Source organism: Catenuloplanes sp. NPDC051500 (assembly GCF_044454585.1).
Classification (GTDB): domain Bacteria; phylum Actinomycetota; class Actinomycetes; order Mycobacteriales; family Micromonosporaceae; genus Catenuloplanes.
Map to the genome: position 1 here is coordinate 154,480 of NZ_JBITDX010000003.1, position 20,205 is coordinate 174,684.

At 70.7% G+C, this 20,205-nt stretch carries 18 protein-coding genes; 11 read left to right on the forward strand and 7 right to left on the reverse strand.

Annotated features, from left to right (window positions below; genetic code table 11):
- The first annotated feature begins 76 nt into the window (after nucleotides 1-76).
- Nucleotides 77-2,941, forward strand: coding sequence for an Hsp70 family protein (locus tag ACIA8K_RS07315; protein ID WP_396055979.1), 2,865 nt, complete (start codon nucleotides 77-79; stop codon nucleotides 2,939-2,941).
- Here ACIA8K_RS07315 and pabB read toward each other — a convergent pair.
- From pabB to ACIA8K_RS07335, 4 genes are all read right to left on the reverse strand, one after another.
- Nucleotides 2,910-4,928, reverse strand: a complete 2,019-nt coding sequence (gene pabB / locus ACIA8K_RS07320) for an aminodeoxychorismate synthase component I (RefSeq protein ID WP_396055981.1) — start codon at nucleotides 4,926-4,928, stop codon at nucleotides 2,910-2,912. The two genes, ACIA8K_RS07315 and pabB, sit on opposite strands and share 32 nt — an antisense overlap.
- Nucleotides 4,929-4,971: 43 nt before the next feature.
- Entirely contained in the window at nucleotides 4,972-5,196 is a 225-nt protein-coding gene (locus tag ACIA8K_RS07325; RefSeq protein WP_396055983.1) for a hypothetical protein, read from the reverse strand.
- Nucleotides 5,197-5,273: 77 nt separating this feature from the next.
- On the reverse strand, nucleotides 5,274-5,729 hold the full coding sequence (gene mscL, locus ACIA8K_RS07330) for a large conductance mechanosensitive channel protein MscL (RefSeq protein WP_396055985.1): 456 nt from the start codon (nucleotides 5,727-5,729) through the stop codon (nucleotides 5,274-5,276).
- 71 nt (nucleotides 5,730-5,800) lie between these two features.
- Complete coding sequence (locus tag ACIA8K_RS07335) at nucleotides 5,801-6,439, reverse strand: FadR/GntR family transcriptional regulator (protein ID WP_396055987.1); 639 nt, start codon at nucleotides 6,437-6,439, stop codon at nucleotides 5,801-5,803.
- A 74-nt stretch (nucleotides 6,440-6,513) separates the two neighbouring features.
- On the opposite strand from ACIA8K_RS07335, the gene ACIA8K_RS07340 reads away from it, so the two are divergent.
- The 4 genes from ACIA8K_RS07340 to ACIA8K_RS07355 all read left to right on the forward strand — a co-directional run bounded on the left by ACIA8K_RS07340 (nucleotide 6,514) and on the right by ACIA8K_RS07355 (nucleotide 12,135).
- On the forward strand, nucleotides 6,514-7,740 hold the full coding sequence (locus ACIA8K_RS07340) for a CynX/NimT family MFS transporter (RefSeq protein WP_396056692.1): 1,227 nt from the start codon (nucleotides 6,514-6,516) through the stop codon (nucleotides 7,738-7,740).
- A gap of 291 nt (nucleotides 7,741-8,031) precedes the next feature.
- Entirely contained in the window at nucleotides 8,032-9,588 is a 1,557-nt protein-coding gene (locus ACIA8K_RS07345) for an HlyD family efflux transporter periplasmic adaptor subunit (protein ID WP_396055989.1), read from the forward strand.
- 169 nt (nucleotides 9,589-9,757) lie between these two features.
- Nucleotides 9,758-10,480: a response regulator transcription factor gene (locus tag ACIA8K_RS07350; RefSeq protein WP_396055991.1), complete on the forward strand. Its 723-nt coding sequence runs from the start codon at nucleotides 9,758-9,760 to the stop codon at nucleotides 10,478-10,480.
- A gap of 149 nt (nucleotides 10,481-10,629) precedes the next feature.
- A complete protein-coding gene (locus tag ACIA8K_RS07355; protein WP_396055992.1) occupies nucleotides 10,630-12,135 on the forward strand; it encodes a sensor histidine kinase in 1,506 nt (501 codons plus the stop codon).
- On the opposite strand, the gene ACIA8K_RS07360 is transcribed toward ACIA8K_RS07355, so the two are convergent.
- Nucleotides 12,132-13,796 carry an ArnT family glycosyltransferase gene (locus tag ACIA8K_RS07360; protein WP_396055994.1) on the reverse strand — a complete coding sequence of 555 codons (1,665 nt, stop codon included), beginning with the start codon at nucleotides 13,794-13,796 and terminating at the stop codon, nucleotides 12,132-12,134. The genes ACIA8K_RS07355 and ACIA8K_RS07360 overlap by 4 nt on opposite strands.
- Before the next feature lie 43 nt (nucleotides 13,797-13,839).
- Nucleotides 13,840-14,382: a Uma2 family endonuclease gene (locus ACIA8K_RS07365; RefSeq protein ID WP_396055996.1), complete on the reverse strand. Its 543-nt coding sequence runs from the start codon at nucleotides 14,380-14,382 to the stop codon at nucleotides 13,840-13,842.
- 135 nt (nucleotides 14,383-14,517) lie between these two features.
- Here ACIA8K_RS07365 and ACIA8K_RS07370 point away from each other — a divergent pair, with 135 nt between their 5' ends.
- The 4 genes from ACIA8K_RS07370 to ACIA8K_RS07385 are packed head-to-tail and all read left to right on the forward strand — an operon-like array spanning nucleotide 14,518 to nucleotide 18,243.
- Entirely contained in the window at nucleotides 14,518-15,750 is a 1,233-nt protein-coding gene (locus ACIA8K_RS07370; RefSeq protein WP_396055998.1) for an efflux RND transporter periplasmic adaptor subunit, read from the forward strand.
- The gene (locus tag ACIA8K_RS07375) at nucleotides 15,747-16,484 is read left to right on the forward strand and encodes an ABC transporter ATP-binding protein (RefSeq protein WP_396056000.1); all 738 of its coding nucleotides are present in this window, start codon (nucleotides 15,747-15,749) and stop codon (nucleotides 16,482-16,484) included. The genes ACIA8K_RS07370 and ACIA8K_RS07375 overlap by 4 nt, the downstream gene beginning before the upstream one ends.
- Nucleotides 16,481-17,677: an ABC transporter permease gene (locus tag ACIA8K_RS07380; RefSeq protein ID WP_396056002.1), complete on the forward strand. Its 1,197-nt coding sequence runs from the start codon at nucleotides 16,481-16,483 to the stop codon at nucleotides 17,675-17,677. Before ACIA8K_RS07375 ends, ACIA8K_RS07380 begins: the two co-directional genes overlap by 4 nt.
- Nucleotides 17,678-17,688: 11 nt before the next feature.
- Complete coding sequence (locus tag ACIA8K_RS07385; RefSeq protein WP_396056004.1) at nucleotides 17,689-18,243, forward strand: hypothetical protein; 555 nt, start codon at nucleotides 17,689-17,691, stop codon at nucleotides 18,241-18,243.
- A gap of 133 nt (nucleotides 18,244-18,376) precedes the next feature.
- On the opposite strand, the gene ACIA8K_RS07390 is transcribed toward ACIA8K_RS07385, so the two are convergent.
- Nucleotides 18,377-18,727 carry an anti-sigma factor antagonist gene (locus ACIA8K_RS07390; RefSeq protein WP_396056006.1) on the reverse strand — a complete coding sequence of 117 codons (351 nt, stop codon included), beginning with the start codon at nucleotides 18,725-18,727 and terminating at the stop codon, nucleotides 18,377-18,379.
- A gap of 184 nt (nucleotides 18,728-18,911) precedes the next feature.
- Between ACIA8K_RS07390 and ACIA8K_RS07395 the strand changes: the two genes are divergently transcribed.
- Nucleotides 18,912-19,781: an STAS domain-containing protein gene (locus ACIA8K_RS07395; protein ID WP_396056007.1), complete on the forward strand. Its 870-nt coding sequence runs from the start codon at nucleotides 18,912-18,914 to the stop codon at nucleotides 19,779-19,781.
- On the forward strand, nucleotides 19,781-20,203 hold the full coding sequence (locus ACIA8K_RS07400) for an STAS domain-containing protein (protein ID WP_396056009.1): 423 nt from the start codon (nucleotides 19,781-19,783) through the stop codon (nucleotides 20,201-20,203). The genes ACIA8K_RS07395 and ACIA8K_RS07400 overlap by 1 nt, the downstream gene beginning before the upstream one ends.
- Nucleotides 20,204-20,205 lie beyond the last annotated feature (2 nt).

Below are 20,205 nucleotides of genomic sequence, written 5' to 3' on the forward strand. Positions count from 1 at the left end.
CGTGTCGAGGGATGTCGCAGCCGGTAGGTAGCATCCGGCTCCGGGAGTGGCAATCGCCCGGTGGGGAGAGATAGCAGTGACCGGATCGGCGCGGCTCGCCGTTGACCTGGGGACCACGCACACGGTGGCGGTGGTCGAGCGGGCGGGGCAGCCACCTCGCGCGCTCCTTTTCGACGGGTCACCGATCCTGCCGTCGGGGGTGTTCCTGTCGGCGGACGGCGTGGTGCACACCGGGCGGGACGCGGCACGGCTCGGCGCGGGCGAGCCCGAGCGGTTCGAGCCCCACCCGAAACGACGGGTGGACGAGGGCTCCGTCCTGCTCGGCTCCTCCGAGGCGGGCGTCGCCGAGCTGCTGCGCGCGATCCTGGTCCGGGTCGCCGAGGAGGCGCGCACCGCGGGCGTGGACCCGGCGGGTGCGGTGCTGACCTGCCCGGCCGACTGGGGCGCGCCCCGGCGTGCGGTGCTTGCGGACGCGGCGCGGCGTGCCGGGCTGGGTGAGGTCCGGCTGCTCGACGAGCCGGTGGCCGCCGCGACGTACTGCACACAGGTGGTCGGCCAGACGGTCCCGGCCGGCGGCGCGGTCGCGGTCTTCGACTTCGGCGGCGGCACGCTCGACGTGACGGTGGTGCGCCGTGAGCCGGGTGGCTGGCGGGTCGCCGCTACCGGTGGCCTCGACGACCTCGGCGGCCTGGACGTGGACGAGGCGCTTGTCGGGCACCTGGGACATCTGATCGCGGCGCGGGACGCGTCCGCGTGGCAGCGGCTGACCGCGCCCTCGACCGCGGCGGAGCGACGCGACCGGCAGGCGTTCTGGGGCGAGGTGCGCGCGGCCAAGGAGATGCTGTCCCGGCTGACAAGCGCGCCGGTCCGGGTGCCCGGCTGGGAGGAGCCGGTCCACCTGACGCGCGACGAGGTGGAGCGGGTCGCCGGCCCGCTGGTCGCCCGCGCGGTGGACGAGACGCGCCGCGTGCTGGAACGGTCCGGCATCGTGTCCACACAGCTCAGCGGCGTGCTGCTGGTCGGCGGGTCGAGCCGGATCCCGCTTGTGGCGAGCCGGCTGCACGCGCGCCTGGGCGTCGTCCCGTCCGTGCCGGAGCAGCCGGAGCTGCCGGTCGCCTACGGCGCGCTTGCGAACGAGCGACTCGGCCCGATCGCGCCCACCCCATTTCCGGCGATGCCGACGTCGTCGCCGGCCGGATACGAGCCGGGCTACCCGCCGGGCGCCGCGCCGGCGTCCGGCGCACCGGTGTCGGGCCTGCCGATGTCCGGCGTACCGGTATCCGGCCTACCCGTGTCAGGGCTGCCGGTGTCCGGGCTGCCGGTCTCGGGCGCGCCGGTCTCACCGCCGGCCGGTCCGGGGCAGAACCCCGGCCCGGCGCCCTATCCCGGTGCGCCCGGCCGGATACCCCCCGGTCAGGCACCGTGGCAGCCGCCACCCGCGGCCCCGGTGGACATCAAGAAGCGGACCCGCCGCCGCGTCGCCGCCATGCTCACAGTTGCCGCGCTTGTCGCCGCCGTTGCGGTCTGCGGCAACTACGGCGTCAACACGATCCGCGGGATGTGGAGGGACCTCGAGCAGAACAGCGCCGACGGTGGCTTCAACCTGGGTGACACGCTCAACGGCGGTGACGGCAGCGGCAGCAGCGGCAAGGTCAACGGCGAGTTGGTGCAGGTCGGTGAGCCGATCTCGCTCGGCGGCGGGGCCAGTGCGGTCGCGGCCGCCGGCACCGTTGTCTACTACGCGCGGGTCGCCGGGCAGACCACCGAGGTGACAGCGATCAACGCGGCCGACAACAAGCCGATCTGGACGTCGGCCGTGAAGATCGCCGGCACCGAGGTCTTCTTCATCGTGCTCGACGAGCTGCTGCTGCTTGACGCGCAGTCCGCAATCACGCACGACGGCGAGGACGCCCGCGCGGTGCTGCAGCGCTCCGACGGCAAGGTGCTGTGGAACGCGAAGCGCGGGCCGAGCCGGGACATCGCGTTCTTCGGCTCGGAGGCGGTGGTGGAGTACACCGGCTACTTCGAGGATTACAAGCTCTACCGGGTCGACCTCAAGACCGGCCGGGAGATCTGGAAGCGCAACAACATCAAGGACTCGGTGCTGATCGACTCGCATCGGGCCGAGCCGGTGCGTACCTGGGTCGGCGAGGGCGGCCCGGCACAGGGTGCGGGCACGCTGCCTCCGGTCGAGTACCGGCACTACGACTCGCTCAGCGCGTCGCCGGAGTCGATGGTGCAGATCACCGACGACCAGCGGATCCAGGTGGTCAACATGAAGGACGGCAGCACCAAGGGCCAGTCCGATCCGGACGTGGGGCGGATCGAGGACGAGTTCTGGACCGCGTACGACAACCAGGTGGTCGGGCTGCTCAACTCACAGGCCTCTGCTCAGCCCACGGTGGCCGCGTTCGGGCTGAGCGACTTCAAGGAGAAGTGGCGGCTGGCGCTTGAGGCCGGCGAGACGATCGAGCAGATCAAGCCGTGTGGCGACCACCGGGTGTGCATCGCTGTGGACAGCTCGCACGACAACTACCGGACTGTCGCGGTCGATACCACCACCGGCAAGGAGGCGTGGACCGTGAAGAGCGAGTTCTCCCAGGACGAGAAGTGGTACGCCACGCCGACCGCGCTCCTCTGGGGCGACCAGACGTTCGACACGGTCGGTGAGGGGAAGCTGCTCGGGCTGGACGGCAAGGAGATCGCGGTCCTGGACAAGGCCACGGTGCAGATGACCCGGAACGGGCGCGCGTTCGCCACCAACTACGGCGGCACGGGCGGCTCCGTGGTGCAGGTCTGGGACATCGCGACCGGCAAGCTCACCAAGAGCGTGTCGATCGGCGACGGATTCCCGAGCAAGGCCGCGTTCGACGGCACGCTCGGTGCGCTGATCAACGACAAGGGCGTGCTCAAGATGTTCCAGGTGAAGAGCCTGGGCTGAGCGCGGTCAGCGGGGTGGCGGCCTTGAGCAGCATCTCCGCGTACTCGGCGGCGGGATCGGAGTCGAGCACGATCGCGCCGCCGGCACCGATGGTGAGCGTGCCGTCGTGCCGGACCGCGGTCCGGATCACGATGCTGAGGTCGGCCGTGCCGTCCAGGCTGAGGTAGCCGAGCGCGCCGGAGTAGACGCCGCGCGGCCCGCCCTCCAGCTCGTCGATGATCCGCATGGTGCGCTCCTTCGGCGCACCGGTCATCGAGCCGCCCGGGAAGCAGGCGCGGACCGCGTCGACAGCGGTCACGGAGTCCCGGAGCCGCCCGCACACCGTGGAGACAAGCTGGTGGACTGTCGCGTACGACTCGGTCGCCATGAACGCGGGCACCCGCACGGACCCGACCTCGCACACCTGCCCGAGGTCGTTGCGGACCAGGTCGACGATCATCAGGTTCTCGGCGCGGGTCTTCGCCTCCTCGGCGAGCCCGGCGCGCAGCTCCTCGTCGCGGACCGGGTCGTCGGCGCGCGGCGCGGTGCCCTTGATCGGCCTGCTCTCCGCCGTGCGGTCCGGAAGCACCCGGAGGAAGCGCTCCGGCGACGAACTGAGCACGCTCACCTCGCCGAGCCGCAGCAGCGCCGCGTAGGGCGCCGGGTTCGCGCGCCGCAACAGCCGGTAGAGGTCCAGGTCGGAGGCGTCCGGATCGGGCATGGTGAGCCGGTCGGTCAGGCAGATCTCGTAGCTCTCGCCGTCCCGCAGCCGTTCCTGCGCGGCCGAGACGTCCGCCATGTACCGTTCGCGGCTCTTGCCGAGCAGCGGTGCCGGGTCCACCGGGGTCGCTTGTGACATCACCCGCTTCGTCGCGGCCGGAATCGCTGAGATCAACGCCGCCGTCGCCGCAGTCCATGCGTCCGCATCCTCCGCCGACCGCAGCGCGACCGCCCAGGCGCAGCCCTCCACATGGTCGAGGACGACGAATCTGTCCACAAAAACCCACAAAGCATCGGGGGTACGCGCGGCGCGTCCCTCTCCCTTTGCTTCATACCCGAAATAACCGATATAGCCGCCAACAAAATCGAACGGCAGCCCGCTCCGGTCCGGCGCGGGCGCACCGGCGATCCGCGCCCGCAACACGTCGAAGATCGACCCCGGCTCGACGTGCTCGGCCGCCCGCGTCGTCACCCGGACCTCGCCGTCGCCGGCCCGGTAGGAGAGCGTCTCGCCGGACGTGCCGAGGAAGGAGAAGCGGGACAGGCCGTCCGCGACCATGCTGCTGTCCAGCCAGAACGCGGGCACCTGGTCACCGCACAACCGGGCGAAGAGCTCCTCCGGATCGGGGGAGTGCTCCACCCGTACCGTGGCGAGCTTTTGATGATCGTGCGACGACGGTGCGGGCGCGGCCGGCGGCACCGCGGTCCGGCGCGGCCGGAGCAGGCCGTTGAGCTGAAGGAAGTTGTGGATGATCTCCTCGCCGTGCGCGGACGCGACCGACTCCGGGTGGAACTGCACGCCCCACCACGGCCGGGTGGCGTGCCGCAGGCCCATGACCACGCCGTCCTCGGCCCAGGCGGTCGCGATCAGGCGCGGCGGCAGCGGTTCCGGCACGGCCAGCGAGTGGTAGCGGACCGCGACGAAGTCCTGCGGCAGCCCGGCGAAGAGATCGGTGCCGGCGTGCCGGACGCGGGTGAGGTGGCCGTGCCGGGGCTGCGGCGCGTGGGTGACCGTGGCGCCGGCGGCGAGCGCGATGCCCTGGTGGCCGAGGCAGACGCCGAGTACGGGCAGGTCGCGGCGGGCCAGCAGGCGGGCGGAGGTGCCGAAGTCCGCGTCGCGCCCCGGGTGTCCGGGGCCGGGCGAGATGATCGCCCAGTCGTATCCGCCCAGGTCGGGGAGGGGTTCGTCGTTGCGGACCACGTCCGGCTCATCGCCGGTGACGCCGGCGACGAGCTGGAAGAGGTTGTACGTGTACGAGTCGTGGTTGTCGACGATCAGCGCGCGCATCGCTGCCAATTCTGGCCCACCGTGCGGAGGCCGATCGCGGGGCTCAGCCGCTTGTGGACAGCTCACGCCAGGCGCCGGGCCCGGTGAGCAGCGCCCGGACGGTCTCCAGCGCCGCGTCCTCGCTGTCGTACTCGGAGAACTGTGACACTCCCTCGGCGCCGCCCGCGCGCGCCTCGACGTGCCAGGTGTCCCCGTCGACCCGGAGGAAGACGTCCTTGCGGGCGATCCGTCCCCACTTGCCGTTCCACAGGTGCTTTCGTTGTTCCATAGCAGCACACCCTATCGAACATATGTTCGATAGGGTGTGGTCTTGCCGGAAGGCTGGTGTGATCTTGTCGAAGCCTCTTAGCGCGACTGAGGCGGGAAGTGCTCGCGGCGGATCGCCTCGTCGATTGCGGCCCGGCGCTCGGGGTCGCCGTTGCCGTTGATCAGCGCGTCGCGGATCTCGGTGAGCAGGCGGACCTCGTCGCTCGGCGCCTTCGGCTCCGGCTCCACACCGCGCTTGCGGCGCTCGGCCAGCTTGTTCATCGGGAAGACGATCAAGAAGTAGACGACCGCGGCGGTGAGGACAAACGTGATCACCGAGTTGATGAACGCGGCGTAGGTGAAGTCCACGCCGTCGGCCGGCGACCAGGAGCCCGCCAGATCGCCCTGGCCGCCGGTGACCCACTTGATCAGCGGCTCGAGGAACGACTTGGTGAACGACGTGACAAGCGTCGTGAAGGCGGTGCCGATCACGACGCCGACCGCCAGTTCGATCACGTTGCCGCGCATGATGAAGTCTTTGAAACCCTGGATCATGGATCGCACTCGGTACTCCGAAGCAGTGAAGGGGTGGGGATCCACACCGTATTGCCCAGATCGCCGGACGGCTATTCGAGGTACGCCCCCGCCTCCTTCGCGGCGACTTCGGCATCCCCCGCACGGATGGCCGCGACCAGCCGGCCATGGTCGACATAGCTCTCCGCGGTCATCCCGTCGTCCCGGAATGACTGTGCCACCGTGGCGGCCATCGCGTTGCGGAACGAGCCGTACAGCTCGGCCAGCATGCCGTTGTGCGCGGCGGCCAGGATCGCGGTGTGCAGTGCGACGTCCGCCTCGACGAACTCGTGCAGGCGCCCCGCCGCCCAGGCCGCCTCCCGCCGGGCCAGTGCGCGCTCTAATGCGGCCACGTCCGCGGGCGTGCGGCGCGCCGCGGCGAGCCGGGCCGCCTCCACTTCGAACGCGCGCCGCACCTCGACCACCTCGGCGAGCTCCGCGTCCGCCATCCGCCGCCCGACCGCGCCGGCCAGCTCGTCGCTTGACAGCACGTAGGTCCCGGAGCCCTGCCGGCTCTCCAGCACGCCCGCGTGGACAAGCGCCTTGACCGCCTCGCGGATCGTGTTGCGGCCGACGCCGAGCGCCTCGACCAGCTGCGGCTCGGTGGGGATGCGCCCGCCGACCGGCCACTCGCCGGACGTGACTTTGCCGCGCAGCTCCTCGATGACCCGCTCGACCAGCCGATATGTCATTCCTTACACACTCCTCCGAAAGCCTGCCCAAATTCATCCCATGAATTTAGGATGGGCACGTGTCGACCTCCCCCATGGTGCTGGAACCCGCCGCCCCCGTCGCCCCCGCGGGTCGGCGTGCCCACGGCACCCTCCTCGTTCTCGCCGCCATGCTGCTGGTCGCGCTCAACCTGCGCGTCTCGATCACAAGTGTCGGCTCGCTGCTCACCGAGGTCCGCGAGGGCCTGCACCTCTCCGGCCTGATGGCCGGCGTGGTCACCACCATGCCGACAATCGCGTTCGCGTTCTTCGGCGCGTTCACGCCGGTGCTGGTCCGCCGCTTCTCCGCGCCGCGCGTGCTTGTCGCCGCGATGACCGCGCTGGTGGCCGGCCAGGCGCTGCGCGTCGCCACCGACTCCGCCGCCGTCTTCGTGCTCACCAGCGCACTCGCGCTCTCCGGCATCGCGATCGGCAACGTGCTGATGCCGATGCTCGTCAAGCAGAACTTCCCGCAGCGGACCGGCCTGGTCACCGGCGCCTACTCGGTCTCCATGTCGATCGGCGCCACGATCGGTGCGGCCGCGACCGTGCCGATCGCGCACGCGTTCGGCTCCTGGCGTGCCGGGTTGGGCGCCTGGGCGATCCTCGCGCTCGTCGCGATCCCGCTGTGGCTGCCGGCCGCGCTGCGCCGGTCCCGCACGACGCGCCTTCCAGGAGCAACGGCGGCCGCGAGGGTACGACCGCAGGTGACCCGGCTCGGCTGGGCCATGGCGATCTTCTTCGGCACGCAGTCGCTCAGCGGATACGCCGCGATGGGCTGGCTGCCCACGCTGTTCCGCGACGCCGGATACACACCTGAGAACGCCGGGGTGCTACTCGGCGTGCTGTCAGTGGTCGGCGTGCCGATGGGTCTGATCATGCCGTCACTCGCGGCCCGCCTGAAGAACCTGCACGGGCTGATCCTGGCGCTGTCCAGCCTCATGATCGTGTCGTACCTCGGCATGATGCTCGCGCCGCACGCCGGGGCGTACCTCTGGGTGGTCGTGCTCTCGATCGGCCAGAGCTCCTTCCCGCTGGCGCTGACCGTGCTCGGCCTGCGCGCCCGCACGGCCGAGGGCACTGTCGCGCTCTCCGCGTTCGCCCAGAGCGTCGGCTACCTGTTCGCCGCGCTCGGCCCACTGCTCGTCGGCTACTTCTACGGGCTGACCGGCGGCTGGGTCGTCCCGATGCTGTTCCTGACCGGGATCGCCCTGCTCCAGGCAATCGTAGGCATGGCAATCGCGGCCCCGCGCTTCATCGAGGACGAGCGGGGCGTCGCCTAGGCCTGTCGTGAGGCGCCCACTTGGCCTGCGCCCACTTGGCCTGCGCCCACTTGGCCTGCGCCCACTTGGCCTGCGCCCGCGCTGCGCCCGAAATCTCATGACGCTGCGCCCGAAATCTCATGATAAAGGCGCCCCTGCTCGCGGACAGGGCGTAACCACGCCTCGGCAGCTCGAAGGGCCTGTCGCAGGGCCGCTCCCGGCTCTGAGGTCGTTCCCAGCGGGGACCGAGTCGGCTGGGAGGCGCGGCGGTGAGACTTCGCCGGTCGGGCAACGACCGGATGGGGTGTGAGCGTGGTGCTGCGGGGTCGACGGATGCGGGTCGCGGTCGGCGTGGCCGCCGCGGTCGTGGTGGCGGGCGCGTCCACCGCCTATGCGCTCACCGCGCGCGACGAGGAGTCCACCGCGAAGACGTCGCTTGTGGCGGTGGAGACCGGGGACGTGACGCTTGCGGTCGCCGCGACCGGCACGCTGGCGCCGGCGTCGACGCGAAGCCTCAGCTTCGGCACGTCAAGTACGGTCACCGCGGTCAACGTGCGGACCGGTGACGTGGTGAAGGCCGGGGATGTGCTGGCGGAGGTCGACCCGGCGGATGCCCAGGAGAAGGTGGACAAGGCCGCGGAGGAGTTGGCGGCGGCCCAGGAGGCGCTCTCCACGGCGTCCTCGTCCTCATCGTCCACCGGCACCAGCTGTGTGTCGTCGACCGGCGGCGGAGCGGTCTACTCCTTCGCCACGACCGGGACCACGCCGACCACGCCGACCACGCCGACGCCGTCCCCCTCGCCCTCGACGACCACGCCGGCCGGCGGTGACCCGGTCCCGGCTGTCACGGTCACGGTGACCGAGACGGTCACGGTTTACGTGACGGTGCCGGTGACTGCTTCGCCGACCGAGTCCCCGTCCGCCTCGCCGTCGCCGTCCGCGTCCGCGACGCCGTCCGCGTCCGCGTCGGCGTCGGCGGACCCCACGCCGTCCCGGTCCTCCGGCTCCGCCCCATCCTCCGGCGGCGGCACGAACGGCGGCGGCTCGAACGGCGGCGGCTCGAACGGCGGCGGCACGAACGGTGGCGGCTCGACGGGCGGCTCCAACGGCGGTGGAACAAACGGCGGCACAAGCAGTGGCGGCACCTGCGGCACCGGCACAAGCAGCGGCAGTACCACCGGCACCGGCACAAGCGTTGGCGGCACCACCGGCGGCGGCAGCACCCGGTCGGGTGGCAGCGGCGACGCCGTCTACAACGCGCAGACCAAGGTCACCAGTGCGCAGGTCGCGCTTGACGAGGCCGAGGACGCGCTGGCCGGCGCCGTGATCAAGGCCCCGATCGGCGGGAAGATCCTCTCCGTGGCCGGCGGCGTGGGCACGAACGCCAGCGCCGGCAGCACGTTCCTCTCGCTCGGGGACATCGGCGGCATGGAGGTTCAGGCGGCGTTCCCGGAGGCGGACGCGGGCCGTCTCGAGGTCGGTCAGATCGCGTCCGTCACGCTCGCCGACCGGCCCGGTGAGACGTTCGCGGCCACTGTCACCCAGGTCGACCCGGTCGGTACCGCCACCGACAGCATGGTCACCTACGGCGCGCTGATCTCGTTCGACACCGTGCCCGAGGACCTGCTCGTCGGCCAGAACGCGCAGGCCACGGTCACCGTGTCCGCGGCCGCCGGCGTGCTCCGGGTGCCCGCCTCTGCGGTCCGGGACGTGACCACAGTGGCCGGCGATACGGACCGCGCCGGCGTGGTCACCGTGCGGGTGAACGGCGTGGACGAGCAGCGGACGGTGCGGGTCGGCCTGGTCGGTGACGCCTACGCGGAGATCACCTCTGGCGTCGCGGCCGGCGAGACAGTGGTTGCCGGCTGACATCCGTACCCCCGATGACCTGTGCTCTTAAGGTTTTTTTCAGTTTTCTCCGACCTGCCTCCGAGGCGGCTTGGATACAAGTGGGAGCCGGTGTCCCGGTAACCCCGATCTCGCGGTGAGCTGCCGTGCACAAGCGGACAATCGGGCTTTGACGGCAGGAGGCAACACGGTGCGGCAACCGGAAGCACGGACGACCAAGGTGCTCGTGGTCGACGACGAGCCGAACATCTGCGCGTTGCTGTCGGCCACATTGCGCCTGATCAACTTCGACGTGCGGGTGGCGAACGGCGGCCACGAGGCGCTCACCGCCGCCACCGAGTTCGAGCCGGACCTGGTCGTCCTCGACGTGATGCTGCCCGACCTGGACGGCTTCCAGGTCGCGCAGCGCCTCCGCGCCGGGAACCGCCCGGTCCCGGTGCTGTTCCTGACCGCGCGCGACGCGGTCGAGGACCGCATCTCCGGCCTCACTGTCGGCGCGGACGACTACGTCACCAAGCCGTTCAGCCTGGAAGAGGTCGTGCTGCGGATCCGGGCGATCCTGCGCCGCAGCCGTGGCGACTCCGACGAGGCCGAGGACAACGGCATGCTCCGGTACGCCGACCTTGAGCTGAACGAGGACGCGCACGAGGTCCGCCGCGGCGGCAAGCTCGTCGAGCTGTCCCCGACCGAGTTCAACCTGCTCCGCTACCTGCTTGTCAACGCCGGCCGGGTGGTCAGCAAGGCGCAGATCCTCGACCGGGTGTGGAGCTACGACTTCGGCGGCGACGGCCGGATCGTCGAGTCCTACGTCTACTACCTGCGCAAGAAGATCGACCGTTGGGAGCCGCCGCTGATCCACACGGTCCGCGGCGTGGGCTACGCGCTCCGGCTGCCGCGGGGCGCGGACGAGTGAACTCTTCTCAGCCTGGCCCCGGCCCGGGAACACCCGATCCGTCGACTCGTGCGCGGCGTGAACGTGTCAGCCAGGTTGAAGACGGTTCATCAAGCCTCTGGCGCCTTCGCCGGTGGCGGCACTGGACGCTGCGGTCCCGGCTGGTGCTGGTGATCGCATCGCTGACGGCCGTGGCGCTCCTGCTCGCGAACTTCGTGGGCGTCTGGCTGCTGCGCAGCTACATGACGGACCAGCTGGACGGCCGGCTCGCCCGCGGCGAGGACCCGCTCTCCATCGAGCGGGTCTGCAACACGCCCTCGGACACCGACGAGCCGTTCGGTTCCGGCATGTCCGGCGGGCCGCCGAGGCAGGGCAACGGCTGGCCCGGGTTTGCCGGACCCGAGCAGATCTTCAACGTCTACAGGCCGGACGGCACACTGCTCTGCACGGACCGGGAGGCCGGCGCGGCGCAGTTCGACGCCGCCGACGTGGTCGCGCAGGCCGGTCAGCCCGCCCCCGTCACGGCGCACCTGTCCGACGGCAGCTCCTGGCGGTTCACGGTGCAGGAGTCGAAGATGTACCAGGCCGCGGACGGCAGCCGCCCGCTGGTGCTGAAGGCCGCGTCGCTTGAGGACATCGACCAGACCGCTGACGGCCTACTGCTGATCAACCTCGCGGTCGAGCTGGTGGTGCTGCTCCTGCTCGGCCTGGTCGCCGCGGTCGTGGTCCGGCTCGGACTACACCCGCTCACCCGGATGGAGGCGATGGCCACCCGGATCAGCACCGGCGACCTGTCCCACCGCGCCGACGACGCCGACCCGCACACCGAACCGGGCAGGCTCGGGATCGCGCTCAACTCCATGCTGGCCCGGATCGAGTCGGAGGTGCAGGCGCGTACCGCCTCCGAGGCTCGGCTCCGTCAGTTCGTCGCGGACGCCGGCCACGAGTTGCGCACGCCGCTGACCTCGATCCGCGGCTTCGCGGAGCTGTACCGGCGCGGCGGCTCACCCCCGGGCCCGGCGCTCGACGAGACGATGAGCCGCATCGAGTCCGAGTCGGCCCGGATGGGTCTGCTCGTCGAGGACCTGCTGCTGCTCGCCAAGCTCGACGAGCAGCGCCCGCTCCAGCGCAAACCTGTGGACGTGCTGCAGATCGCGGCCGACACCATCCGCGACGCGCACGCCCGGGTCCCGGACCGCCCGGTGCGGCTGTCCGCGTTCGGCCCGGACGACGGCGACTTCGAGCCGGTCACAGTGCTCGGCGACGAACACCGCCTCCGCCAGGTCGCCACCAACCTGGTCAACAACGCGCTGGTCCACACGCCCCCCGACGCCCGGATCACCATCCGCGTCGGCCGCCTGACCTCGGCGACCGCGCTGCCGCCGTCACTCCCGTCGCGCCGCCAGCACGCCGTACCGCCCACCGGCAAGTCCGCCTTCGCCGTCCTCGAGGTAAGCGACACCGGCCCCGGCATCCCCCGCGAACACGCGGAACGCGTCTTCGAACGCCTCTACCGGGTCGAGTCCAGCCGCGCCCGCGGCAAGTCCCACGCGGGCGGCTCCGGCCTCGGCCTCTCCATCGTCGCCGCAATCGTCCAGAGCCACGGCGGCCGCGTCGAACTTGTCACCTCCCCCGGCCACGGCGCCACCTTCCGCGTCCTGCTCCCCGCCGACTAGACATCTTCCTGGTAGATCAGGTAGCCGCCGGCCGGGGTGATGTCGAAGATACGGAGGGTGTCCGCGACGTACGCGGCGAAGGCCGTGTCCACATCGGAGCCCGCGAGCAGCACGTAGGCCGGGTTCGGGGCCGCGCGGACGACCGCCCCGTAGGTGGGGAAACGGTCGCCGCGCTGGTTGAGGCGGGCGTCGATGACCGCGCAGATGACGCGCTCGCCGGTGATGAACGTGACCCGGTCGCACGTGTCGCGGTCGGAGTAGATGCGGGTGGCGCCGACCCGGTCGAGCGCGGCCACCAGCTCGCGGTCGTCGTCGGCCGACGCGGCCAGCCCGGGGCCGTTGAGGATGAGCGTGGCGGTGGCGGCGACCGAGAGCGCAAGCACCGCGGCAAGCACCCCGGAGCCGGCCAGCCCCGCGACCGCGGCGGGAACTGTGCGTGCCCGGCGTCCCCACAGGTGGGCGGCCGCGCGCCATAGCGGCCAGAGCACCGCGGGCAGCGCGATCAGCGTGTAGTGCAGGTTCTTCGCGCTGATCTCCGGGATGAGCGCGGAGCCGCCGGTGACAAGGAAACCGGTGAGTGTGACGGCGGCGCCGACGACCAGGACCAGGCGGCCGGCCTGCCGGGGGACCGCGCCGGCCGGTGCGTTGCCAAGCCCGCGGATCGCGGCGATCAACGCGATCAGCAGCAGCGCCAGGTAGACCGGGCCCCACCACGCCTGCCACGGTACGCACTCGCCGGGCGCGCACAGGCCGGTGCTGATCGGGATCGCGGTGAACAGGGTGCCGGCCGCGCGGTCCGTCAGCGGCGTCTCGATCAGGTTGCCGCTGGCCAGCACGATCAGCTGGAGCGGATTGCGCGGCGAGCCCAGCACCGCGTAGGCGATCAGCGGGATGACCCCGATCAGCGTGCCGGCCGCGACGAGCAGCCAGACGAGCGCGCGCCTGAAGCTGAGCAGCAGCATCACGGCCGCGGCGCCGACGAACGGCAGCACCCACAGGTGCGTCCAGACCATCAGGCCGGCCAGCACGCCCCAGCCGAACAGGCCGATCCCGGGCAGTCGCAGCTCGCCTCCGGCCAGGCGCACGGTGAGGAGCGTGAGAAGGGCAACCGCGAAGAGCATTTCCGGGTACGCCCCGGCGCCGGTCACCTCATCGCGGATCACCCGGTCCGAGCCGAGCGCGAACAGCCCGACCGACAGCGCCGCGAACCAGGGCGTGTAGAGGCGGCGGAGCAGCATGTACGCCACCAGCAGGAAGCCGGCGAAGCAGAGCAGCGCGGGCAGCCGTACCGACCACCACCCGGTGCCGAGCACCCGCACGAACGGCGCGGCGAGGAATGCCTGAAGCGAGCCCATGAACCGCGCGCTGTCCAGGAAGAGCGGCAGCTCAGCCCCCTGGGCGATGCGCAACGCGGCCAGCCCCGCGGCCGCCTCGGCACCGTCGCCCGGCGGCACCTCGCCCCGCACCAGTGCCAGCCGGTAGCCGAGCCCGGCGAGCCCGAAGAACACGGCCCACCCGGCCGCCGCCTGCCGCACCGGACTGTCCGACGGCCGTCGATGCCCTCGCGGTATCGCGCGCCCAGTGAGCACCGGCACGCGCCCCGCCGGACGCTCGTAGTCGTCCCGGAGCGCGCCTTCCGGCACGGCCGTCACGGCGCTCACCGGTCGAGTTTGCCACACCCCACCGGCACATATTGAGGTTTGGCTATCGGTTGAGGAGATCGCCCATACGAAGCGTGACGGCGACCGGGTCGGTCATCTCAAGTGAGTCGGTGGTCAGCGCGTGCTCCACGTAATGATCACCGTCCAGTCGTAGCAACCGCATGCTCTTCGATTCGGGTTCCACCAGAAGGTACGTGGGGATGCCCGCGGCCGCGTAGAGCTGAATCTTGATGACACGGTCGGTAGCGGCGTTGCTCGGCGAAACGATTTCAACGAGCATCCGCACCTCGCCGGCCTCGACCGTGCCACCCTCCTCGTCCGTGTCCGCCACGACGATGTCCGGGATCACGATGCGGCCCGGCCGCAACCGCACGTTGATCGCCTCGATGACCAGCAGACCTGTGGCCTCGGCGGGCGGTTCCAGCAGATTGGCGAGCCGTCGCGAGATTATCTGGTGCTTTTTGCTGGCGGACGGGCTCACCAACAAACTCCCATCGATCAATTCGACGCGCGACGGGCTCTCGCCAAGCGCGAAATAGTCGTGTTCGGTCCAGGGGCCGTCGTGGTCCAGCACGGCTGCGGTCATGGATGTCGCCTTTCCCCGTGGCAGCGGGACCCGGCCAGTGTCGCATCCGCTCCCGATCAACAGGGGGAAGCGCTTCTCAGTCGGCTCCGAGGTTGTCATGGGGCTGTTTCGAGTGGGGGCGGCGACGCTACGCGCATGTCTGTGCGACGACCCTTCTTCGCCCGGCGCCCCTCCTTGATTGTCAATATCGGCCTCGGCCTGGCAATCGTCGGTGTCGGCGTGTGGGCCTATCTCTCCTTCGCCACGCCCGCGCGCAGCGAGGCGAGCACGAACACCGGCACGACGCGGACGCTCACCGTGCAGCAGGGCACCGTGACGTCGACGGTCAGCGCGGACGGGACCGTATCTAGCGCGATCACGGCGAGTGCGAGCTTCGGCACGTCCGGCACCGTCACCGAGATCAACGTCAAGGTCGGCGACGCGGTCAAGAAGGGCCAGGTGCTCGCGAAGATCGATCCGACCGCGGCGAACCGGGACCTGACGGCCGCGAAGGCGGATCTCTCGGCCGCGCAGGACGCGCTGTCCCGGGCCGAGGAGGAGGACGGCGACACGGCCTCCGCGGAGACGCAGGTGACCCAGGCCGAGTTGGCGGTCGAGGAGGCGGAGGACGCGGTGGCCGGCGCCACGCTCACCGCGACCATGGACGGCACCGTCATCACGATCAACGGCAGCGTCGGGGGTACGGCGAGCGGTTCGTCCTCGTCCAGCGGCTCGTCCGGAGCAGCTCAGGGTGGGCAGAGCGGCGGCAGTTCAAGCTCCAGTTCCAGCGCGTTCGCCGAGATCGCGGACCTGAGCACACTGCAGGTCACCGCCGCGTTCGCGGAGGCGGACGCCACCAAGCTTGAGGAGGGCCAGACCGCGACCGTCACCTGGAACGCGCTGACCGGCACCACCGCCACCGCGAAGGTCGCCTCGATCGACCCGAATTCGTCCAGCTCCAGCACCGGCGGCGGCAGCGGTAGCGGCGCGTCGGTCACCTACGGCGCCACGCTCACGCTCGACGAGTTTCCGGCCGGGGCGAAGTCCGGCCAGACCGTGTCGGTCTCGGTCACCACCGGCACCGCGGAGAACGTGGTGATGGTGAACTCGGCCGCGGTCACGTCCAGCGGGCGGGGGCACACGGTCACCACTGTGGTCGACGGCCAGCAGGTGTCCACGGCCGTGGAGATCGGCCTCGAGGGCGACACGATGACCGAGATCACCTCGGGTCTGGCCGTCGGCGACCAGGTGCTCTACACGATCGAGGAGAGCAGCAGCAGCGGCGGGCAGGGCGGCTTCCCGGGCGGCGGCACGGGCGGTCTGACCGGCGGCGGAGGCCCCGGCGGTGGCGGCTTCACAGGCGGCGGAACCCGGGGCGGCGGCCGATGACGACCGCCGCGACCTTCCGCTGGTCCGAGGGGACCGCGACCGTGACCAAGCCCGTGCTTGAGGTGCAGGAACTCCGCAAGGTGTACGGCGAGGGCGAGGCCACCGTGCACGCGCTGGCCGGCGTCTCGCTCACCGTGGACCGCGGCGACTACGTGGCGATCATGGGTTCGTCCGGCTCCGGCAAGTCCACGCTGATGAACATCCTGGGCTGCCTGGACATCCCGTCCACCGGCCGCTACCTGCTTGACGGTGTGGACGTCAGCCGGCTCTCCGACAAGCAGCTCGCGCTGGTCCGGAACCGCCTGATCGGCTTCATCTTCCAGTCGTTCAACCTGATCCCGCGTACCACAGCGCTTGCGAACGTGGAACTGCCGCTCGCCTACGCCGGCGTCAAATCGGCCGAGCGGCGGAAACGGGCGCTGGCGTCGCTTGACATGGTGGGCCTGGCGGACCGGGCGGGCCACGAGCCGAACCAGCTCTCCGGCGGTCAGCAGCAGCGGGTGGCGGTGGCCCGCGCGCTGGTCACCGAGCCGGCGTTGCTGCTCGCGGACGAGCCGACCGGAAACCTGGACAGCCGTTCCACAGAGGACGTGCTGAAGATCTTCGCCGACCTGAACGCGCAGGGCCGCACGATCGTCCTGATCACGCACGAGGCCGAGGTGGGTGCGCGGGCCAAGCGCCTGATCCGCCTCTTCGACGGCCGGGTCCGCTCCGACGAGAGAAACAAGCGATGAGCACCTGGGAGATCCTCACATTCGCGGTGAAGGGTGTGAGCGCGAACAAGCTCCGCTCCGCGCTCACCATGCTCGGCATCCTGATCGGCGTCGCGGCCGTGATCCTGCTGGTCGCGGTCGGTAACGGCTCCGCGCAGGCGATCACGAGCCAGATCTCCGCGCTCGGCACGAACACGATCACGGTGATGAGCACGAACCGCGGCGGCACCACGAACACCGGGCTTACCACCGAGATCGCGGAGGCGCTGCGTGACGAGACGCTGGCGCCGGACGTGAAGTCGGTCTCGCCGGTGGTCAGCGCGTCCGGCACGTTCACCTACGACGGCACCGACCACGAGGTCGGGCAGTTCATCGGCACCGGCACGAGTTATCTCGGCGCGCAGTCGTACCAGCTGAGCAGTGGTTCGGCCTTCACTGACGCGGATGTGAGCCAGGCCCGCCGGGTGACGGTGATCGGGCAGACCGTGGCGGAGGAGCTGTTCGAGCGTGTCGACCCGGTGGGGAAGCAGGTCACGGTCGGCGGCGCGCTGTTCACGGTGGTCGGCGTGCTTGCCGAGAAATCCTCGTCGGGCGTCCAGGATTCAAACGATCTGGCCATCGCGCCGCTCACCGCCGTGCAGCAGACGCTCGCCGGGTACGGCTCGCTCAGCTCGATCGTGGTAGAGGCGACCGCTGCTGACCGGGTCACCGCGGCGCAGAACGAGATCGGCACGATCCTGGACCAGCGGCTGAAGGTCTCCGACGGCGGCACCGCGCCGTACCGGATCCAGAACGCCTCGCAGCTGCTGGAGACGCAGACCGAGACCGCGGACACGTTCACCGTGCTGCTCGGCGCGGTGGCAGCCATCTCGCTGCTTGTCGGCGGCATCGGCATCACGAACATCATGCTTGTCACGGTCACCGAGCGGACCCGGGAGATCGGCATCCGCAAGGCGCTCGGCGCACCCCGCCGGGTGATCCTGACCCAGTTCCTCGCCGAGGCCACGATCCTCAGCCTGACCGGCGGCGGCCTGGGCGTGTTGATCGCGGTGATCGGCGCCCGGTTCGAGATCGTCGGCGTCCAGCCGGTCATCGTGCCGAGCTCGGTCTTCCTGGCGCTCGGCGTCTCGGTGGCGATCGGCCTGTTCTTCGGCGGCTACCCCGCGAGCCGGGCCGCGAGCCTCCGCCCGATCGACGCACTCCGCTACGAATGAGGAACTCAGAGATGGCCTTCAGAAGATCGAAGCACCGGGGTACGGCCGACAGCGGCGACACGGCAGTGCTTGCAAAGGTTCCCGCCGACACCAGCGGCCTGGCTGCGGAGCTGGCCGCCGCCGCACCGCAGCGCTACTGGAACAGATGGACCATCTACCTGGCCGGTGTGCTTCTGGTCGCGGGCGGTGTGATGGCCGGAGTCCAGATCCAGCAGCGGTGGGGCAGCACTGCCACCTCGGCAACGGGCTTCCCCGGCGGCATGCAGGGCGGCTTCGAAGGCGGCGGCCGCGGCATGCAGGGCGCCGGCGGGGTGCCGGCCACCGCGCAGGCCCAGCCCAGCGGCGGCAGTGCCACCGAGGGCACCGTCAAGCTTGTGAACGGCACCACGATCTACATCGTGACCTCGGACGGCCGGACCATCACGGTCAAGACGTCCGACGGCACCACTGTCAAGGTCGCCACGGACGGCACCCTCAGCGACCTCGCCGAGGGTGACACCGTCACTGTCGACGGCGCCGTCGCAGACGACAACTCGGTGACCGCGACCGCGATCACCGAGAAGTAGGACCGCCGGGGAGGTTCCGGCCGGCGCCCCGCACCGCCGGCCCGACGTCGCGAGGCCGCCCGGTGGACACCGATTCTCCGCAAGCGACGAGGTCGTTTGCGGAGAATCACCGTCTGCGGGCGGCGGCGTCGAACTAGGCTGACGCCGGGGCGCCGTCCACGGCCTCGTCGACCGTCGGGAACGTCTGCAGCACCTCGACGAGCCCGCTCACCTCGAGGATCCGCAGCACGCCACGCTGCGGCGCCGCGAGCCGGACCAGGCCGCCGCTGTCGTCAGTGCTGTTCTTGGCCCGGACGAAGACGGAGAGGCCGGTCGAGTCGCAGAACGAGACCTCGGCCAGGTTGAAGACGAGCCGGGTGCGGCCCTTCTCCAACAGGTCGGTGATCTGATCCTGCAGCTGCGGCGCGGTGGCCATGTCGAGCTCACCAGCGACCGACACGACGACCACGTCATCGCGCTGTTCGGTGTCAACCGTCAAGGACATTTACCCGACCTCCTGTTATGGGCGAAACGCTACTCCACCGACGGCGTGCTTGCAGTGCGAGGCCGATGCCAAATACTTGGCGTCACGCAACTAATGGTCGATGCTCCGGTGATAGTGTCCCACCGGTCGGTCAACGCGGTGATCCCCAGGTGACAGACCAGGGGCCCGGCACATGGAGGCGAACGTGGCGCTCAGCACGGAGTCGGCGGGTCGGCTCGTCGCGCTGCTCGACGCGCATCAGGACAAGATCTCCGAGCTGTGGGTGAGCCAGGTGGCCACCACCCTGCGCGGACGTCTCAGCCAGGGCGAGCTTGACCGACAGGTCCGGGAGCTGTTCCGGGCGCTCCGCGACGCCCTCGCGGGTGGCTCGGTGGATCTGCAGGCCGGCGACGGCGCCGAGATTCGCGCGTTGCTCGCCGAGTTGTCCCGCGCCCGCGCGCTGCAGGGGTTCACCTCCACCGAGACGTCGATCAGCGTCTTCGCGCTGAAGGATGCGTTCGGCACCGCTACTGACGTGTACAACGCGGACACCGAGGCGTTGCGGGACTTCATCGGCTTCGGCTCTTTCGTCGACGACCTGGGTCTCTTCACCTTCGCCGCGTACGCGCAGGCGCGCGAGGAGGTCATCGCGGACCAGGCCGAGCAGCTGCTCGAGCTGGCCACCCCGGTGGTCAAGCTGTGGGACGGCGTGGTCGCGGTCCCCCTGGTCGGCACGCTCGACTCGGCCCGCGCCCAGGTGGTGATGGAGCGCCTGCTGCAGACCCTGGTGGACACCGGCTCGCCGTACGCGATCATCGACATCACCGGCGTCCCGGCCGTGGACACGCAGGTCGCTCAGCACGTGCTCAAGACCGTGGTGGCGGCCCGCCTGATGGGTGCGGAGTGCATCATCTCCGGCATCCGGCCGCAGATCGCCCAGACGATCGTGGCGCTCGGCATCGAGTTCGGCGACATCGCGACCAAGGCGACGCTTGCCGACGCGCTGCGCCACGCCCTGCGCCGCAGCGGCTCGGCCGACCTGGCCCGCCGCGGCAGCGCCCGCCGGGAGCAGTGATGGACCGGGTTCCGGTCCTCAAGATCGGGGATTTCCTGCTGGTGTCGATCCAGGTCGACATGGAGGACCAGATCGCGATTCAGCTGCAGGAGGACCTCTCCGACCGGATCGTGACGACAGGCGTGCACGGTGTGATCATCGACATCACCGCGCTTGACATCGTCGACTCGTTCGTCGGCCGGATGCTCTCCACGATCGCCGCGATCTCCAAGGTGCTTGACGCCGAAACCGTGGTGGTCGGCATGCGCCCGGCCGTGGCGATCACGCTTGTCGAGCTGGGCCTGTCTCTGAACGGCATCCGCACCGCGCTGAACGTGGAGCGCGGTATGGAACTGCTTGCCCGTGCGCGCGAGGAGGAGTTTCTCGACCTCGGGGACGACGAGGAGGGGTCCGCCGAGGACGGGACGGCGGTGACGTCGTGACC

Excerpts from the sequence above, each read along its gene's own strand:
- pabB (WP_396055981.1), bottom strand. The coding sequence starts at position 4,928 with ATGCGCGCGCTGATCGTCGACAACCACGACTCGTACACGTACAACCTC.
- ACIA8K_RS07325 (WP_396055983.1), bottom strand. The coding sequence starts at position 5,196 with ATGGAACAACGAAAGCACCTGTGGAACGGCAAGTGGGGACGGATCGCC.
- mscL (WP_396055985.1), bottom strand. The coding sequence starts at position 5,729 with ATGATCCAGGGTTTCAAAGACTTCATCATGCGCGGCAACGTGATCGAA.
- ACIA8K_RS07335 (WP_396055987.1), bottom strand. The coding sequence starts at position 6,439 with ATGACATATCGGCTGGTCGAGCGGGTCATCGAGGAGCTGCGCGGCAAA.
- ACIA8K_RS07340 (WP_396056692.1), top strand. The coding sequence starts at position 6,514 with ATGGTGCTGGAACCCGCCGCCCCCGTCGCCCCCGCGGGTCGGCGTGCC.
- ACIA8K_RS07365 (WP_396055996.1), bottom strand. The coding sequence starts at position 14,382 with ATGACCGCAGCCGTGCTGGACCACGACGGCCCCTGGACCGAACACGAC.
- ACIA8K_RS07370 (WP_396055998.1), top strand. The coding sequence starts at position 14,518 with ATGTCTGTGCGACGACCCTTCTTCGCCCGGCGCCCCTCCTTGATTGTC.
- ACIA8K_RS07375 (WP_396056000.1), top strand. The coding sequence starts at position 15,747 with ATGACGACCGCCGCGACCTTCCGCTGGTCCGAGGGGACCGCGACCGTG.
- ACIA8K_RS07380 (WP_396056002.1), top strand. The coding sequence starts at position 16,481 with ATGAGCACCTGGGAGATCCTCACATTCGCGGTGAAGGGTGTGAGCGCG.
- ACIA8K_RS07385 (WP_396056004.1), top strand. The coding sequence starts at position 17,689 with ATGGCCTTCAGAAGATCGAAGCACCGGGGTACGGCCGACAGCGGCGAC.
- ACIA8K_RS07390 (WP_396056006.1), bottom strand. The coding sequence starts at position 18,727 with ATGTCCTTGACGGTTGACACCGAACAGCGCGATGACGTGGTCGTCGTG.
- ACIA8K_RS07400 (WP_396056009.1), top strand. The coding sequence starts at position 19,781 with ATGGACCGGGTTCCGGTCCTCAAGATCGGGGATTTCCTGCTGGTGTCG.